Annotated in this window: 16 protein-coding genes and 1 tRNA gene; 4 read left to right on the top strand and 13 right to left on the bottom strand. The window is 57.8% G+C overall.

The genetic code is table 11. The annotated features are described in order from the left end of the window. Window positions 1–116 precede the first annotated feature (116 nt). Window positions 117–920 (bottom strand): LytR/AlgR family response regulator transcription factor, encoded by an 804-nt coding sequence (locus AC13CE_RS07555; RefSeq protein ID WP_221538100.1) that lies wholly within the window; start codon window positions 918–920, stop codon window positions 117–119. After that, entirely contained in the window at window positions 917–2134 is a 1218-nt protein-coding gene (locus AC13CE_RS07550; RefSeq protein ID WP_482972056.1) for a sensor histidine kinase, read from the bottom strand. The genes AC13CE_RS07555 and AC13CE_RS07550 overlap by 4 nt, the downstream gene beginning before the upstream one ends. 73 nt (window positions 2135–2207) lie before the next feature. Here AC13CE_RS07550 and AC13CE_RS07545 point away from each other — a divergent pair, with 73 nt between their 5' ends. Then, window positions 2208–2816: an HD domain-containing protein gene (locus AC13CE_RS07545; RefSeq protein ID WP_221538098.1), complete on the top strand. Its 609-nt coding sequence runs from the start codon at window positions 2208–2210 to the stop codon at window positions 2814–2816. Between the two features lie 25 nt (window positions 2817–2841). On the opposite strand, the gene AC13CE_RS07540 is transcribed toward AC13CE_RS07545, so the two are convergent. The 8 genes from AC13CE_RS07540 to AC13CE_RS07505 all read right to left on the bottom strand — a co-directional run bounded on the left by AC13CE_RS07540 (window position 2842) and on the right by AC13CE_RS07505 (window position 10450). Beyond that, entirely contained in the window at window positions 2842–3528 is a 687-nt protein-coding gene (locus AC13CE_RS07540) for a DsbA family protein (protein ID WP_221538097.1), read from the bottom strand. 19 nt (window positions 3529–3547) lie between these two features. Beyond that, window positions 3548–4930: a M48 family metalloprotease gene (locus tag AC13CE_RS07535; RefSeq protein ID WP_221538096.1), complete on the bottom strand. Its 1383-nt coding sequence runs from the start codon at window positions 4928–4930 to the stop codon at window positions 3548–3550. Window positions 4931–5050: 120 nt separating this feature from the next. After that, a complete protein-coding gene (locus AC13CE_RS07530; RefSeq protein WP_221538095.1) occupies window positions 5051–6157 on the bottom strand; it encodes a phosphatase domain-containing protein in 1107 nt (368 codons plus the stop codon). Window positions 6158–6198: 41 nt separating this feature from the next. Next, the gene (locus tag AC13CE_RS07525; RefSeq protein ID WP_221538094.1) at window positions 6199–8208 is read right to left on the bottom strand and encodes a PAS domain-containing protein; all 2010 of its coding nucleotides are present in this window, start codon (window positions 8206–8208) and stop codon (window positions 6199–6201) included. A 100-nt stretch (window positions 8209–8308) separates the two neighbouring features. After that, complete coding sequence (locus tag AC13CE_RS07520) at window positions 8309–8755, bottom strand: DUF2141 domain-containing protein (protein ID WP_221538093.1); 447 nt, start codon at window positions 8753–8755, stop codon at window positions 8309–8311. Next, on the bottom strand, window positions 8752–9468 hold the full coding sequence (locus tag AC13CE_RS07515) for a sterol desaturase family protein (protein ID WP_221538092.1): 717 nt from the start codon (window positions 9466–9468) through the stop codon (window positions 8752–8754). The genes AC13CE_RS07520 and AC13CE_RS07515 overlap by 4 nt, the downstream gene beginning before the upstream one ends. A 50-nt stretch (window positions 9469–9518) precedes the next feature. Then, window positions 9519–10004, bottom strand: coding sequence for an MmcB family DNA repair protein (locus AC13CE_RS07510; RefSeq protein ID WP_221538091.1), 486 nt, complete (start codon window positions 10002–10004; stop codon window positions 9519–9521). Window positions 10005–10051: 47 nt separating this feature from the next. After that, window positions 10052–10450 carry a hypothetical protein gene (locus AC13CE_RS07505; protein WP_221538090.1) on the bottom strand — a complete coding sequence of 133 codons (399 nt, stop codon included), beginning with the start codon at window positions 10448–10450 and terminating at the stop codon, window positions 10052–10054. A gap of 110 nt (window positions 10451–10560) precedes the next feature. Between AC13CE_RS07505 and AC13CE_RS07500 the strand changes: the two genes are divergently transcribed. Then, a tRNA-Arg gene (locus AC13CE_RS07500) sits at window positions 10561–10637 on the top strand. Between the two features lie 219 nt (window positions 10638–10856). Further along, complete coding sequence (locus AC13CE_RS07495; protein ID WP_482972055.1) at window positions 10857–11972, top strand: tyrosine-type recombinase/integrase; 1116 nt, start codon at window positions 10857–10859, stop codon at window positions 11970–11972. Here AC13CE_RS07495 and AC13CE_RS07490 read toward each other — a convergent pair. Next, the gene (locus tag AC13CE_RS07490) at window positions 11965–12564 is read right to left on the bottom strand and encodes a tyrosine-type recombinase/integrase (protein ID WP_482972054.1); all 600 of its coding nucleotides are present in this window, start codon (window positions 12562–12564) and stop codon (window positions 11965–11967) included. The two genes, AC13CE_RS07495 and AC13CE_RS07490, sit on opposite strands and share 8 nt — an antisense overlap. Window positions 12565–12753: 189 nt before the next feature. Here AC13CE_RS07490 and AC13CE_RS07485 point away from each other — a divergent pair, with 189 nt between their 5' ends. Further along, a complete protein-coding gene (locus AC13CE_RS07485) occupies window positions 12754–14064 on the top strand; it encodes an SH3 domain-containing protein (protein ID WP_482972053.1) in 1311 nt (436 codons plus the stop codon). Between the two features lie 5 nt (window positions 14065–14069). On the opposite strand, the gene AC13CE_RS07480 is transcribed toward AC13CE_RS07485, so the two are convergent. Both AC13CE_RS07480 and AC13CE_RS07475 read right to left on the bottom strand, forming a co-directional pair. Beyond that, window positions 14070–14366 carry a hypothetical protein gene (locus tag AC13CE_RS07480; protein WP_482972052.1) on the bottom strand — a complete coding sequence of 99 codons (297 nt, stop codon included), beginning with the start codon at window positions 14364–14366 and terminating at the stop codon, window positions 14070–14072. A 134-nt stretch (window positions 14367–14500) separates the two neighbouring features. After that, on the bottom strand, window positions 14501–14998 hold the full coding sequence (locus AC13CE_RS07475; protein WP_482972051.1) for a rolling circle replication-associated protein: 498 nt from the start codon (window positions 14996–14998) through the stop codon (window positions 14501–14503). Between the last annotated feature and the right edge of the window lie 330 nt (window positions 14999–15328).

The raw sequence follows: 15328 nt of genomic DNA, 5'->3' as shown, positions 1-15328 counted from the left end.
TGACAACTCCCGTTCGTGCTGAGCCTGTCGAAGCACCGTTCTTGCTTTGGGCGCAGCGCTAGAAAAGAGGTACGGCCCTTCGACAAGCCCGGGGCGAACGGATCGAGGACTCAGCCCTAGTGTACGAACCGCGCCACGACGTCGCGGTAGGATCGCGAAACCTTCACCTCGGCCCCGCTATCCAGCACGAGGAAGCATTCGCCATTGGTATGCGGTTTCACCTGGCGGACCTGGTCGAGATTGACGATGGTGCTGCGATGCACGCGCTGGAAGGTCCGCGGGTCGAGGCGACGCTCAAGGTCCTTCATCGTCTCGCGCAGGATCAGCGAATTGTCGCCGGTATAGATGCACATGTAATCGCCTGCAGCCTCGATATGCTCGATCGTATCGACCTCGACGCGGAAAATCTGGCCGCGATCCTTGATGTTGATCAGCCTTTCATAGCGGCCGCCGGTCGTCGACTCGGTCTCGTCGCCATCCATGTCCTCAACCGCCTCGGGCGCCACTTCGGACAGCACGCCGCGCAGCCGGTCGGCCTCGTCGCTGCTCTTCTTTTCGGCCAGGCGCTGGCGCACACGTTCGACCGTGTCGGCCAGCTTGTCTTCGTCGACCGGCTTCATCAGATAATTGACCGCGTTCGCTTCGAAAGCCCGGATTGCGTGTTCCTGGAAGGCGGTGACGAAGACGAACAGCGGGGGATCGATTTCCATCACTCCCTGGACGACCGAGAAGCCATCGAAGCCGGGCATCTGGATGTCGAGGAACACGAGATCGGGCTTCAGAGTCTTGATTGCGCGGATCGCCTCGCGTCCGTTCTGGCAGGTTTCGATCACCTCGACATCCTCGAAGGGTTCCAGCCGCAGCTGCAGGCCCTGGATAGCGAGTTTCTCATCGTCGACGAGGATCGTTCGGATAGTCATTTGGCGGTACTTACCTTTTGGGGGGAATTCTCGGTTGCAACGGCTGAAGCGCTGGCCGGTTTCCCGGCGGTTGTCGCGGGCGGTGCGGCAGACGGCTCCATCTGATCGGCGAATTCGTGCGGAATCTCGATCAGCACCGTGAAACCGCCGCTCTCGGGCGAGCGGATTTCGAAACGGTGATCGTCGCCATAGGCCTGCGCCAGACGGTCGCGGATGTTGGCAAGTCCCACGCCGGTGGAATCGCGCCGCTTGTGCGTGGCCATAACAGCGGGGAGATCGTCCGATGTGCCCACGACATCCACGCCGGGGCCGGTGTCGGAAACCGTGATCCGCAGCCTCGGCCCCACAATCTGGGCGAGCAGGGAAATCTCCGCCCCTTCTTCCTGTGGGCTGACGCCGTATTTGATCGCGTTTTCGATCAGCGGCTGGAGCAGCATGGAGGGTATCTGCGCCTTGGCGGCATTCTCCTCGACGCGGAAATCGGTTTGCAACCGCTCTTCAAACCGCATCCGCTCGATCTCGAGGTAGAGCTTTAGAGTCTCCACCTCCTGCGCCACGGTAACCTTGCCGCCGGGCTGGGTGACGAGCGTGTGCCGCAGGAAGCTGGACAGGCGCGTCAGCATGGCATTGGCCGGCTCGGTTTGTTTGAGCAGCACCAGCGTACTGATCGAATTGAGCGTGTTGAAGAGGAAGTGCGGATTGAGCTGGTAGCGCAGCATGGCCAGCTGCGCGCTGGTCGCCTGCGCTTCGAGCCGTTCCAGCCGGTCGGCCTGCTGTTCGACCTGAAGGAAGAAGTTGATGGCGTAATAAAGCGCGGACCACGCGCCCAGCAGCGTCAGATCGAAAAAATAGATCCCGATGAAGATGCGCACGAAGTCGGAATCGCCTGAGGAGCCCGTCAGGCCCAGTACCCAGCTGTCGATGAAGGAATAGACGCTGACCGCGATGGCGAGCGCAACTGCCGTCCCGCCCCATGTCACCAGCGGGCGCTGCCGGATGAGATAGGCATAGACCACCGACAGGATCAGGCTGATCGAAAAGCCGGTTATCATGGCGATCAGGATGACAAAGAAGAATTCCAGCGGCTGGCCGCCGGCAAAGGCCGACATGGCGCGTAGCACGGCCGTTCCGCCCCAGCCGGCCAGCTGGAGGTTCCAGAACGCCTGGTTCTTGTTCTCGAAGAAGGGCGTAGGGGTGAGGGGCAACACGGCCATCTGCTTCGCTCTCTAGCGCAATTGCGCGGGGCAATGCCAGTCGCTACTATCGCACGTGAGCAGGAGAGAGATGATGAACAAGCCCGAAAACCTCGCCCATTCGCTGGCCGAACGCGCCAAGTTTCGCGAAATGAAGGAAGGGACCAAGGAAGACTGGGCGATCATCGGGGCCGAATACCGCGAATTTGCCAAAGACCTGCCCGACCGCGTGCTGGAGCATCTGAAACTGCTCGACGGCGATTTCGGGGGCTTTCCCGTCTGCAGGTTGGAGCATTCTTTGCAGACTGCCACGCGCGCGCACCGCGACGGGCGGGACGAGCAATATGTCGTGATGGCGCTGCTTCACGACATCGGGGATACGCTTGGCAGTTACAATCACCCCGAGGTGGGTGCGGCGATCATCAAGCCCTTCGTGACCGAGGAAATCCACTGGATCTGCCAGAATCACGGCGCATTCCAGGGCTATTACTATTTCCACCATCTCGGGATGGACCGCGATGTGCGGGAGAATTTCCGCGCCTCTCCGCATTTCGAAGCCTGCGCGGAATTCTGCGAGAAATACGATCAGGCCGCGTTCGATCCGGATTATGACAGCGAGCCGCTGGAGTTCTTCGAACCCATGGTCCGCCGCGTGATGGCGAAGCCGCTGGCTTCGATGTACGCGAAAGCCATGGAGGAATAGGGCCTCAGCTGGCCGCGGTACCGGTTCAGCCGTCGCTATCGCCGACGATCTGCGCCAGCCGGTCGTAGCCGACTGCGCCCTCGAAGACCTGATCGTCGAACACCCAGCTGGGCGTCCCCGTGAAGCCGAGCTGGCGTGCGAAGGCAGCATTGCGCGCGAGTTCTGCAGTAACTTCGTCCGAAGAGCCGAATTCGCGGGCGGCGTCCATATCGATGCCTGCGGCTTCAGCAGCGCCCGCGATGCCGGCCGCGGTGGGTTGGCCGTTGGCGAACATGGCGTGATAGAATTGTTCGAACTTGCCCTGCTCCGCCGCAGCAAGACCCATGCGCGCGGCGGCTTCGCTTCCCTCGAAGATCGGCCACTCGCGCACGACCACCCGTAAATCGGGATTGGCGGCAATCAGGCGGTCGATGTCGGGGACGCTGGAGCGGCAGTACCCGCAGGCGTAATCGGTAAATTTGACCAGTGTTTTCGACCCGTTCGGATTGCCCAGCACGGCCCCTTCGAATGGCTGGGAAAGATCACCCGAAACCGATGCCAGCCGATCCTGCGCCTCCTGTGCCTGATAGGCATTGGCCATTTCGGGCAGGATATCGGGATTGCTCACGAGGTATTCGCGCGTTTGCGAATGGCCCAATCCGCTATAGGAAAAGGCCGCTGCACCGGCGAAGCCCGCCAGCAGAGCGACCACTACGGTCAGCACATGTTTCATACTTTACCCACCCTGTTGTTCAGCGCCTGCGATCGTCGCATTCGGCCCTGTCCATTTCGCACAACTGTTCCATCAGCGCACGCGCTTCCATGGCGATATCCTGCGCGCGCAGCCAGTCGGGCGAACCGTAAGGCAATTCTGCTTCGGCCGCCTGAGCACTGCGAAGCGCAAGGGGATATTGCCGGTTCATCACCTGCTGTTCCGCACTGGCGAGTCGTGCGCGCGCCATGTCGCCCCTTGCGGCATAGACTACGCCCAGCTGGTACCAGGCGAAAGGATTGTACCGGTCGCGGCCCACTGCGGCGCGCAGAACGCGCTCGGCCTCTTCGTAATTCGCCTTGTCCTCGGTCGCGATCAGCGCGTGTCCCAGCATGGAAGCGATCAGCGGTTCGGAACGGGTCAGTTCGGTGGCGTTTCGCAGCGGATCGAGCGCTTCATTCGCACGCCCGGATTCGAGCAGGACCTGGCCCTTCAGCTCGAGGAAGTAGGGATCGTTGGGAGACCGCTCGATAAGCGTGTCCGCAGCCGCCAGTGCCCGATCGATTCGCGCCTCCTTGTGATAGGCATAGGCGCGCGCAAGCAGGGCCGGGGTCGAATCGTCGCCCTCGGGGTAATCGCGCAGTGTATGTTCCGGATCGGCGACATAGCCTTGCAGTTTCGCCTTCACCCGCTGGAAACGGCTTTCCCACGCTGCGTTGAGCGGGGCATCCCAGGCGGGATCCTTGCGATAGGTATCGGTCAGCTTGGAGATGCGGTCCCCCGATAACGGGTGGGTGCGATAGAAGCCTGCCTCGTCGTTCTGAAGAATGGCGCGGCGATTTTCCTGATTGAGGAGCTTTTCGAAGAAGGCGAGCGAACCCTTCCCGGTAATGCCTGCCTTGGAAAGATAATCGGCGCCGGCGGCATCGGCGCTCGCTTCCTGGGTGCGGCTGAAGGCGAGGAATTTGCCCAGCGCAGCCTGCTGTCCTGCGGCAATGATGCCCATGGCCGCTTCACCGCCTCCTGCAAGGGCCGCACCGATCCCGGCGAGCATGGACAGGATCGAGATCCTGCTGGCCGTGGCCAGGCCTTCGCCGGTGCGGATCACGTGTCCCCCGGTAACGTGCCCCAATTCGTGCGCGATCACGCCCTGCACTTCATTGGCGGTGTCTGCCGCATCGATCAGCCCGCTGTGGATGTAGACCGCCTGCCCGCCGGCGACGAAGGCATTAATCGACGGGTCGTTGATGAGGACGACATCGACATTGCCCGGTTCCAGCCCGGCCGCTTCGATGAGGGGCGCTGAAATCTCGTCCAGGAAAGCTTCGGTCTCCGCGTCGCGCAGGATCGATTGCGCAGCTGCGGGCTGCGCGACGAGTACCGCGAGCGCGAAAAGGGCGAGGAAATGAGAGAGGAAGCGCATCGGCCGCGACACTAGGGCGTTTCGGCCTGAACCGGAACTGAAACCGGAACTGCGCTGCGGAGGAATTTCACGACCCGGACGAAAAACGAGCGGATTGCGCCGCAAGGGATGGGCGCCGTCTCACGTCATCGCCTCTGCTTCGCCCTTGCCGACCGAGTCGACGATCTTCGTCGCCTCGTCATCTTCCAGGAGGCCTATCGAGGCGAGAAATTCATGGCCTTCGCTGTAACCCTCGCCCAGCCAAAGAGGGATGTCTGCCGCTTCCAGCGCTGCCTTTGCAATCAGTTCTTCCGGGCTCATCGTCTCCCCGACCTTGCGAATGAAGACCGCGCGAATTCGTGCGGGATTGGCAACCGCGATGTCGGAAAAGGCCGTCAGATCGCCCTGCGAATCATCACCGATCAGCGCAAATTTCATCTCCGGATAAGTCGCGACGATCGCTTCGATTGCAGCGCGCTTGTGCGCCCCGTGGCTGGAAGAGGCGAACGTCTGGCGATTCAGGCCCCAGTCACGCAGGCTGATGGGCCCGAGCGGCAAACCGCGTCCCTTCATATAAGCGACGAGATAGGAGAACAGGTTCCAGGGGCTCGATGAGACGTAGAAGAACGGGCGGCGCGAGGCGTATTGGTGCTCGCCAGTGTGGCCCTTGCCTTCGGGCAGGCCCTCGTTGCCACCGAGGGCATTGTAGAACACGTCCGCGCCGGGCACCAGGATACGTTCTTCGGGCATTTCCATCAACACGCGGCGCCAATTGCGCATGACCGCGCGAAAATTGCCGGTGATGCCGGTTTCTATGATCGTGTCGTCGATATCGGAAATTACCGCCAGTCCGGTCGCCGTGCCGGGGGCAAGGACATGGCCGTCGATGCATTGCGCGCCTTCACCGTTGTTCCAGTGCAGGGTTACGGTCTCCCACTGGGGGTGCTCTTCATAGTCCCATTCGCCCTCCAGCCGGATGTCGAAATGGACGAAGCCCTCCTTGTCGGTGATCGCCTGGTGACGCCGCGTTTCACCGCCGGGCGATTGCACTTCCAGCTCGACCGGGAGGTCCTTCACCTCATGGCTGGCGAATTGGGCCATCATCGTGCGAAGCGCGCGCCATTTGCCCCTCTTGCCGAATTCGCTCTTGCGCGAGCGCAGGGCGCGCACGGTGATAAATAGCCGCTCCCGGTTGCGATAACCGAAATACGGCTGGATGCGGACGGGCGCGCGGAATGCGAATGGCATGGGCGGTGCGCTAGCCTGCGCGCCGCCGGTTCCCAAGGCCTTTATTTGCTGGCGAGTTTGAGCGTGGCCGTTTCCATCAGGATGCTGTCATGCGGCACTTCGCCGACAACTTCCGTTTCGCCATTCGCCTTGCGGCGGACCATTACCAGCGCTAGTTCCGGCCCGTTTTGCGATACCGCATCGACCGGGAATTGCTCGACCACGCCCCGGCTCGTGCCGGGATGGCGTTCCGAAGCGATCACCGCCTTGATGCTGACGTCGAAGGCGCGCCCGACAGCTTCGTAAAGTGCCCTGCGGCCGAGATCATCGGTCGTACGGGCAGCTTCCGTCAGGTCGCGCACCGCGGCGAGCAAACCGGTAAGGCTCTCGGGATCCTGCGTCTGCAAAGCATCGCCGCTTTCTTGAGCTTCGGCTCCACCGGTTTCCACCAGCGCGACCGACTCTTCTTCGAAAGCTTCCTCGGGCGACGCGGCTTCGGCGGTTTCGAATTCGCCGTACTCGGCTTCTGCGGCCGGCTCTTCGGCCTCCACTTCGGCATATGCCTCCGTCACCTCGGCTTCCGTCTCGCCGGAGGTTTCCTCGATGATCATTTCCTCGCCCAGCTCGAGCGGTTCTGCGAAAGCCTCCTCCGCGTGCTCGACATTCGCAGTCTCGGTGGGGCCGGATTCTGCCATTTCGGCAAACTGACTGGACGGTACATGTGCCGGTTCCGTCTCGCCGTGGCTGTAAGACACATCCTCCACCGGGACTTCGCAGGCGAATTCCCCGGCCATGTCGTAAGCTTCGAGCTCGTCCTCTTCTTCGTAAGGCTCGGGCGACAGCAACGTATCGACCGATGGTGCCTTGGGACGGAAAAGCTGCCGTTCTTCCTGCGCCTCTTCCTCGTCATCGGACGTTTTATCGGACAGCGTGCCGAGATCGACCGTCTTTTTCCCGCGCGTGCCGGCATTGACCAGCGCCAGCAGGCGGCTGTTGAGATCGATGTTCGCCAGCGGGTTCACCAATTCGTCGACATCTTCAGCTTCCGGCTCTTCCTCGTCCCAATCGGGCAGGCCGTAATCGGCGGCGGTGGTGATACCGGTGGGAGAAACGTCTTCCTCAGCGCCTACTTCCGTTGAAGCGCCTCCAACAACCGGATTGCCGAGCGCATCCACCGCCCGGTTGCGTTTGGGCGTCATGGGCATTTCATAGCTCCGGGAATCCTCTGAATGGGATAGGCCGTCGTCGTAACCGAAGCTGGGGGTCGGCAATTCACCGGAAGAACCCGTCTCCACCTGGGCATCGCGCAGGTCGAGGATGTTATCTTCGCCATCCCAGTGGGTTTCTTCAGCGGTGTCTTCGATGTCTTCGACCGGTTCTTCAGCTGTGTCATAAGCGTCGAAATGAACGATGTCGGCGGTCGTTGCCGGTGTGTCTTCCACCACCGCGCCTTCTGCCACTGTGCCAAAGTCCATCGCGCGGTCTATTTCCTCAAGGAGCGCATCCGCGGTCTGGGCGTCGGCGATTTCCTTCCAGTTGATGACGGCATAAACGAAGTCGATCGTGTCGAAATCGCTCGAATAGGGTAGCAGGATGCCGCGATAGGCGACGGTCTTGCCCCTGCCATTGGCCGATTCGGCCTCGAAACTGACCGGGGCCTGTGCCGAGACTACCTGGAGGTAATTTTCGGCGATCTTGCTCAGCAGTGAATTGCGCGGAATCTCCTGCAAGGTTTCGATGGCATCACCAAGCCTGCATTCCCTGCTCAGCTCCCTGCCGATGAACTGGATGGTGGGCGTGGTGCTGCCGGTCGAGAAATCGAGCAAGACGCTGTAAGGGCCGAAATCTCCAAGAAATTCGGGTTCCAGGTCCTCGATATGCGGTAGCTTCTCGCTGCCTAGCAGGCTTGACCAGTGATTGTAGGCGCGCACCTGCATGCGGCGTTCGTCCTGGCCTACCGGCGAAGGAGGCGGGTTGGAATGCGCGCCGTCGTCGGCATAGCCGCCTTCATCGCTATCGTCGAAATCCCGGCCTGCACCGAATGCGCCGAATTCTCCGCCAAGCCTGTCCATTGCAGCAAGTGCCCCCGAAACGAGTGGTTATCGGGCAAGGCTATGCGCCGCGCGTGCTGAAAAAATGGTTAAGGTTAATCGATTCCTGCGCGCTGCAGCGTCAGAGCATGTACCGCATCTTGATTGCCATCGAACGATCTTCGCCCGTCATTTCGAACACGGCATCGGAAAAGGCCGGCGGGCCCATGCGCACCGGCGCATCGCGGGAAAAGCCGAAGCCTTCCTTTGGCATCATGCCCAGCGCACGGTCTGCCTTGCCGTTGGAATTCTCGTCATGCAACAGTGCGATTGCATAGCGCCCCGGTTTCACGCCCCTGAAAGTGAGGGTTAGCGTGCCTTCGCGTGCATCTACGGTCGCAGCATGGGCACCTGCCACTCCGCGGCATTTCGGGAAGCTCTTTTCGACACCGGTCATGCAGGCGCGCACGATCCCGTTGGCATTGCGCAGGTTGGTGATGGTGATCGTAATCGTCGATCCGTCCTGCTTGGCGGGGACTCCTGCACCCAGTGCCAGCGCAGCGAGCGGCAGGAACGCCAACCGCTTCATAGCGCCTTGCTCAGCCCCTTGTCGGTTCCGCACAGACGGTCCCAGAACCGGAAATAGAGGCCGTAATTGCATCGATACTCTTCATGGTGCCGTTGATGGTGGCTGGCGGTTATCAGCCATCCCCCTAACGCCGAGTGAACCAGTTTGCGCGGAAACATCTCCCAGCCCATGTGGTTGGTCACCCCCATTACGGTCATCACCAGCAGTACCAGGCCGAGCATGGCCACGTGGATCGGCACGGCGAAGACCAGCAGCGGAATGACGATGGCACCGGTGATCGCTTCCCAGGGATGAAAGCTCATCGCGGCCCATGCGGTGGGCGGGCGGCTGGCATGGTGCACCGCGTGCATTGCCCGGAACCAGGCGGGCCGGTGCATCAGGCGGTGGGTCCAGTAAAACCATGTATCGTGCAGGAAGAGATAGATCAGTGGCGCCAGCGGCAGGTACCACAGCGGCAGCGCGTCCCAATGGGTGTAGATCCGCGTCCAACCCCGCTCCTGCCAGCCCCAGGCGACGACCCCCGCAGGTATGCCGTAAATTGCCGCCGAGGCGAGCGACCAGCCGATTTCCTTGCGAATCTGCTCGCCCAGTTTCGCGTGATAGTCCGGCAGCCGGCGATGGGTGAGCCAGGCGAACACCCCGCTCGACGCGAGATAGCGCAGGGCGACGATCCCGGTCATGGCGGCGGCGGAAAGTAGAATGGCGGTCCACATGGCGTAGCGCCCTTATGCCGCAAAACACCCCGCTTTCACAGGCAAACCGGCTATTCGCTGCCGCCCCAGGGCGCGCAATGCGGATCGATGGCAACAGTGGCCCGGCGCATGGCGGCTCGGGCAAGCCGCTCCACCTCGGTTTTGCGGCGCGTGGCGGCCAGCGGGTGCAGCGGCGCCGGCCGAACGATTTCGCCATCGTAACTATCGGCTACCACGATGCCGCAGCAATCGGGGCGATAGTCCTCGCCATTGAGAATATTCCGGTCGAGCTGCGGCGGAAGGCCCCAATAGAAGCGATCGCAGAAGTCGAGATAATCGGGCCACTTGCCGTCGCCCAGCAAATCACCCCGCTGGACCTTCACTTCGACGATGACGATCCTGCCCTTGGTGTCGAGACCCATCAGATCCGCGCGGCGGCCGTTGCGCAGCGGCATTTCAGGCATCAGCCAGATATCGTTGCGGGCAAATAACCTTTGGATGCCGCGGCAAACGCTGCCGGCATCGAGCGGGGTTTCGATAACAGGGGAATCGCTCATGGCGACCAAATGGAACAGAAAGCGAACGCGGTCAAGCGCGCGAACCGCTACTCCGGCGGTGCGAGAGCAAGTATGGCTGCCCGCGCGCAATGGAATTCACGCCACAGGGTGAGCGCGGCACTGGTGGTGTCGTGCCCCGTTGCGGTCAGCGAAAGCAGTGCCCGCAGGCCCGGTTGCATGACTGCGGCAAGATCGTCGACGCCGCGCGCCACCGATTCCAGGTTCAGACCGCCAAGTTCCAATGCCCGCTGCGGGAGACTGCGAATTTCCTCGCTCTCCTCTTCCTCGCCGAGTTGGGCGAGGATTCCGACCGCCGCTGCCGCTTCGTGCACCGCCTCCCATTGTGCGGTGAGCGCAGTAAGCCTGTCCGTGCGCATGCCCGGCTTGTCGGCTGGTGACAGCACCGTCGCTAGCGACAGGTCGAATTCGTGGGACATCGCGCTCATAGCTTGCGAAGCTACGCCAGCGCGCTTGCCAATTTCCTAACGCAGGATTCGCATTCGCGATTTTTCTGGCAGCATGGCGGACGCCTTGCTAAGCGCCCCGGCCACGGCATGCACCCGTAGCTCAGCTGGATAGAGCGCTGCCCTCCGAAGGCAGAGGCCACAGGTTCGAATCCTGTCGGGTGCGCCATTTTCTCAAATTAATTTAATGGCTTAATACGAGGACGATGATCCGACGTTTGCATATGTTCCCCATTTGTTTCATTTACAAATGTTGTACAAATCAGGTTTAAATCCGTAACCGTCTGAATATACTCGACAGATGACAGACGACCATCATGCCGACTCGTCAAATGGGCCAATCGATATTCGTGGTGACGGTCGGATCGTTCTCTACAAACGAGAGGGCTTGAAGAAGCCGAAGTGGCAAGTTCGGATAAGGGTACCAAATGCTACCGGCTATCGGATCGTCTCCAGCAAGACCTCCAACTGGGATGAGGCAAAGCGATTTGCCACCGATCTCTATGAGCAGACCTACCTGCATGTGATGAACGGTGGGCAAATTCACTCGAAGACATTCAAGCAGGTTTTTGAGGAATGGGAGAAGGGCCTCGACCAGTTGGCACCGAACCGACAGGGTGGGTCGTGGAATGCCAGTCTCGAAAGGGTGAGGACCTATGCCCTTCCCTATTTTGGCTCGATGAAGATCGAGCAAATCGGCCCAAAGGAATTTGGAGCTTTTTGGGAGTGGAGAAGAACCAACTTCGCCAAAAAGAAGCCTTCAAACGGCACCCTCGGAAGGGAACGAAATGCGATTGTTCCGGTGTTCAAATATGCTGTTTCCAAAGGCTACATTACATCGGTGCCGGAGATGGTCGTGCCCAAGGCAAAACATGCTCGACGGCCAACATTCACGTTACAGGAATATCGGGTCCTCATTCGGAAACTGAGGAGTTGGGTCAAGGAGGCTGAAGGGAAGGCTAACTGGAGAGATAGATATGTCTTCCAACAGGTGTTCCTTATTTTGGCAAACTCGGGGCTACGTGTCGGTGAACTCAGGGGCCTTCGATGGGCCGATCTAAGGACCGTCAAGACCGTCGAGGGGCCTAGGATGGTAGGTACCGTTACCGGAAAAACGGGGGCACGAGAGTTCGTTTTTCAGCCTTCTGGGCCGACCTATATCGAAAGATTGAAACAACTCAGAAAAGAGGAACTAGGGGTTGAACCCCCAAACTACGGACTGGTTGTTTGCCATCGTAACGGGGAAAGAGTTCTTAGCTTCAAGAGGGCCTTTCGGAACCTGCTTGAGTATGCCGGTGTCCCTGAGACACGGGATGGTATGTCTCGCACGATCTACTCACTAAGGCACTTCTATGCCACTCAACGACTAAGCAATGAAACCAATCCCTTTTTGCTGGCTCGGCAAATGGGAACCTCCGTAGAAATGCTTGAGAAGTTCTACGGGCAAACCGTGACATCCGATGTTGCTGTGCAATTGACCAAGGGTGGCTTGGGAATCAGATGATCTCGACGACCCTCGATTGTGCCTGGCTATCGAACTCGATGTACCTCTGCGTGGTGTGGAGAGACTGATGGCCAGCAAGTGCCTGAACATCACGAAGAGAACCACCAACGGTCGATATCTTCCTTGCTGCATTCGTTATGAAAGTCCGTCGGCCACTGTGGGAGGAGCATCCTTGCAATCCCATTTCAGCATACCATCGATGGAACATATTCACGATGACCTGAGGGGTGGTTCGGCCCTTCCTTTCCGTTGTCACGATATGGGTGAATGCAATCGGGCTCGTGCCATTTTTGGTAGAAGTCTGAAGCAGTGCCGAAAGGGCAGTCTTCAAATCTTTGTTGATCGGGATGCACCTGCCCGATTTGCCCTTTGATGCCTCGTCGGTAAGGAGGATGTGGTTTCCTATGGTTCCATCGGCATCAAGGACCATCGGCCAAGTGAGGCTCGCAATCTCTTTGGCTCGCAGGCCTGCCTTCACTGAGAGGAGAAGGATCACCTCGTTCCGAAGGCTATTCCTTTTCGAACGAACATGGGCCAATGCTTTTGCGAGGTTTAGCTTTGTTAGAACTCTTGCTTGTCGTCTTAGGGCCATTCTTCCCTCTTCTGATTATATCAATCACTCCAAAAAATATAATATAATCAGAAACATAGGTACACCGTAGAGTGTCCAGAAATAGCCGATTGAGTTTAATGGCTTAGGTGAACTGATTATAGAATTGTAATTAAATAACCGGACTAGATAGGGTCGGTTCAACTGTAATCTTCGGTGGAGGTCAGGGACTTGAAGGGGGTAAACTTTGTAGCAGTTGGTGGCATCATTTGCTTGATCAGCCCATTCACGCCGATGCTATCGTCCCCTCTGCATGAACAAGCAAACCTCCTGACTTTAGAAGCACAATTAGCCTATATCGCCTCAGCATTTGCTGTCTTGGCTCTTTTGCTAGCCGCATTTAATCTCTCTCGAATAGCGATGTTTTCTGGCTTCGTTAACGCACTGCTCGTTGGTGTGGTGTTTCTCCAATATTCCGAAATGAAGGAGAAAGCCGAAAAGTTCGCTGCAAATACGGAGGAATATGGCTCCTTGGCCGGTCTTCTAGGCGAAGTCGTGTCAAATTCCGTTGTTTTGCATTGGGGTTGGCCAATTTGGTTGGTTGGCTCGGGGTTGATTATATATGGAAGCAACAAGGCTGCATCTGAGTATAGAAAGCAAAACCCTGAAATTTACGGTCCAGGACTACTGTCTACTCTGAGGGACGGCATAAGAGACGTCATACCATTTGGGGATAAATATACCCATTCTGCGGATGAACCTTATGTCGATTTGAGGGCCGACAAAAATGTTACTCAAGAAGAGCCGGTTTATTGTGACGAAGACCCAAATTTCGTCGGATTGGAGGCAGATGGCTCCTCTGCTTACACCGACACACGATCCAAAATGGTCGGTATTGGCGTAGTTATCCTCGGGGTAGTTGCCATAGGCACCTTGGTTTGGACGACATTCGGACGACCAGTTTCCAGAAATCAGGACGCATTCTTGGTGACCGACTACACGAACGTTCGTGATGCCCCGACGACTGAAGGCAGCCAGATCGTTGGGGAGGTATTGGCTGGAGAAAGGCTGTCCGGGGAGTGGTTAGGTGATGGGGCCGGACCAGACCAAGAATGGCTCAAGGTTAGTGAGGACAACGTAGAGCGTTATGTCTGGGGGGGGAACCTGAGGCCAATTTATCCATCTGACGAAGACGACATGGCATTGGCTTCTCGAGAGTGGACCTGTTCCTTTTTCCTTGTTCCGGGATTCGTCAGAGGAGAAGAGGTTGAGGTTGCCATCATAGATTTAGCCAATCTCTACTACGGGGTGCCAAAGTGGAACCAAGAGGGAGGACTAAGGCAGATCGATAGTGCGAACGAGGATGGGTATATTTTCAGGCGATATCGGGCCAGCAATCATCCCTTTGAGGTCGTTTCCGTCACTGCACCAGACGGACGAGAAAGCGTCTTTCATTATGGAACCGACAGTGGCGATCCAATCGACTGCATTTCAAAGGATGGCACCAAAGGATGGTTCACAACTGAAGTCCTCGACTATTGATGGCCTCATTCATGCTCGGAGATGAAGAATCTTGGAGGACCTTCTTCCTCATCGATGTGCGATTGAGATTGCATAAATTGGCGAAATCTCATGATTGTCGAGGAACTCTGATTCAGCTCGGCTAGCTGCTGTTTCTTAGCAATGCGCTCTGTGACAAGTTCCTCATTTTGTATCAAGAAGTCTTCGATCATCTCATTGAGAACTCTGCTTCTCGTTGTCCCGAGGATCTGACAATATTCGTCAAATCTGACTTTGGTTTTTTCGGGTACGTTGAAATTGATCAGTTTGGTTTCGATCTTCATGTTTTCTACCTTTTAGGTTGATTGTTTTGGATAAGATTCATCCATCAAGGCTGAACGAGGTTCGCCAAGTGGATGTTTACGAAAGACTGGGGGCCAAGAGGGGTCTATACCCAGCAATTGGAACACTCAGGAATTTAACCCGGAGTGCAGTTTTCCCAATCGATGGATGAGGCAAAATCACTCTTGCCACGGAGCTTTGTGATGTAGCTCAGCCAACCTTCGTCGGCATTGAGTTCCACATGGGTTTCAGAGAAGCCCCACTGCGTCTTTCCCCAAAGGGTCGAAACTCGACCTGCAATCTGCTCGTGGCTCTCGGCCTTTGGCCAATCAACCAGAAGGTGATAGTGCAATCTGGTCGTCCCGGTGCCCTCAAGAACCGCAATTGTCGGCATCCGGTAGCCAAAGCGAGAAGCCTTTTTGCCGTGGTAATGAGAGTTCAACAGGCTCAAGAAATGACGTAGATTTTGGCTAGCTCGATCAGGGTTTATCGATGTGAAGCCAGGACCATCTCCACCATTGAGCCTTATGCCTTGCTTCAGTGTCAAAGTTACAGCAACAGGTTTTTCAAACTTGAAATTTGAAAAATAATCACGAACAGAATTTTGAATGATTTTAGATTGAACAATACTCAATTATAACTCCATATTTAATATTAAATATGGCTTATTTATAAGAGTAAGTTATTTGGACCAGAATTTCGGGTCAATCAGTTCCTTAGACTCACGGTGCGAGCTACTTGCGAGATTGCTACCTGTCGGTGGGCTTTGCTGAGCCAAATTGGTCGAGGAATGCGGCTAGGTTTTCCCTCGTGACCTTTGCTTTGAACCGCCCCGGGATTGCCGGAGGCCATTCGGTTTAAATTATGCCGCCATGGGCGTGTCGTCCAGCATGGCGTAGTATCGTGCTTCAGCTTCGGCAGGCGGGATATTGCCGATGGGCGCGAGCAGGCGCCGGTTGTTGAA

This window comes from Qipengyuania sp. B-5, from assembly GCF_056857815.1.
This window is presented reverse-complemented; position numbering and strand designations above follow the sequence as displayed.

Excerpts from the sequence above, each read along its gene's own strand:
- AC13CE_RS07555 (WP_221538100.1), bottom strand. The coding sequence starts at position 920 with ATGACTATCCGAACGATCCTCGTCGACGATGAGAAACTCGCTATCCAG.
- AC13CE_RS07550 (WP_482972056.1), bottom strand. The coding sequence starts at position 2,134 with ATGGCCGTGTTGCCCCTCACCCCTACGCCCTTCTTCGAGAACAAGAAC.
- AC13CE_RS07545 (WP_221538098.1), top strand. The coding sequence starts at position 2,208 with ATGAACAAGCCCGAAAACCTCGCCCATTCGCTGGCCGAACGCGCCAAG.
- AC13CE_RS07540 (WP_221538097.1), bottom strand. The coding sequence starts at position 3,528 with ATGAAACATGTGCTGACCGTAGTGGTCGCTCTGCTGGCGGGCTTCGCC.
- AC13CE_RS07535 (WP_221538096.1), bottom strand. The coding sequence starts at position 4,930 with ATGCGCTTCCTCTCTCATTTCCTCGCCCTTTTCGCGCTCGCGGTACTC.
- AC13CE_RS07530 (WP_221538095.1), bottom strand. The coding sequence starts at position 6,157 with ATGCCATTCGCATTCCGCGCGCCCGTCCGCATCCAGCCGTATTTCGGT.
- AC13CE_RS07525 (WP_221538094.1), bottom strand. The coding sequence starts at position 8,208 with ATGGACAGGCTTGGCGGAGAATTCGGCGCATTCGGTGCAGGCCGGGAT.
- AC13CE_RS07520 (WP_221538093.1), bottom strand. The coding sequence starts at position 8,755 with ATGAAGCGGTTGGCGTTCCTGCCGCTCGCTGCGCTGGCACTGGGTGCA.
- AC13CE_RS07515 (WP_221538092.1), bottom strand. The coding sequence starts at position 9,468 with ATGTGGACCGCCATTCTACTTTCCGCCGCCGCCATGACCGGGATCGTC.
- AC13CE_RS07510 (WP_221538091.1), bottom strand. The coding sequence starts at position 10,004 with ATGAGCGATTCCCCTGTTATCGAAACCCCGCTCGATGCCGGCAGCGTT.
- AC13CE_RS07505 (WP_221538090.1), bottom strand. The coding sequence starts at position 10,450 with ATGAGCGCGATGTCCCACGAATTCGACCTGTCGCTAGCGACGGTGCTG.
- AC13CE_RS07490 (WP_482972054.1), bottom strand. The coding sequence starts at position 12,564 with ATGGCCCTAAGACGACAAGCAAGAGTTCTAACAAAGCTAAACCTCGCA.
- AC13CE_RS07480 (WP_482972052.1), bottom strand. The coding sequence starts at position 14,366 with ATGAAGATCGAAACCAAACTGATCAATTTCAACGTACCCGAAAAAACC.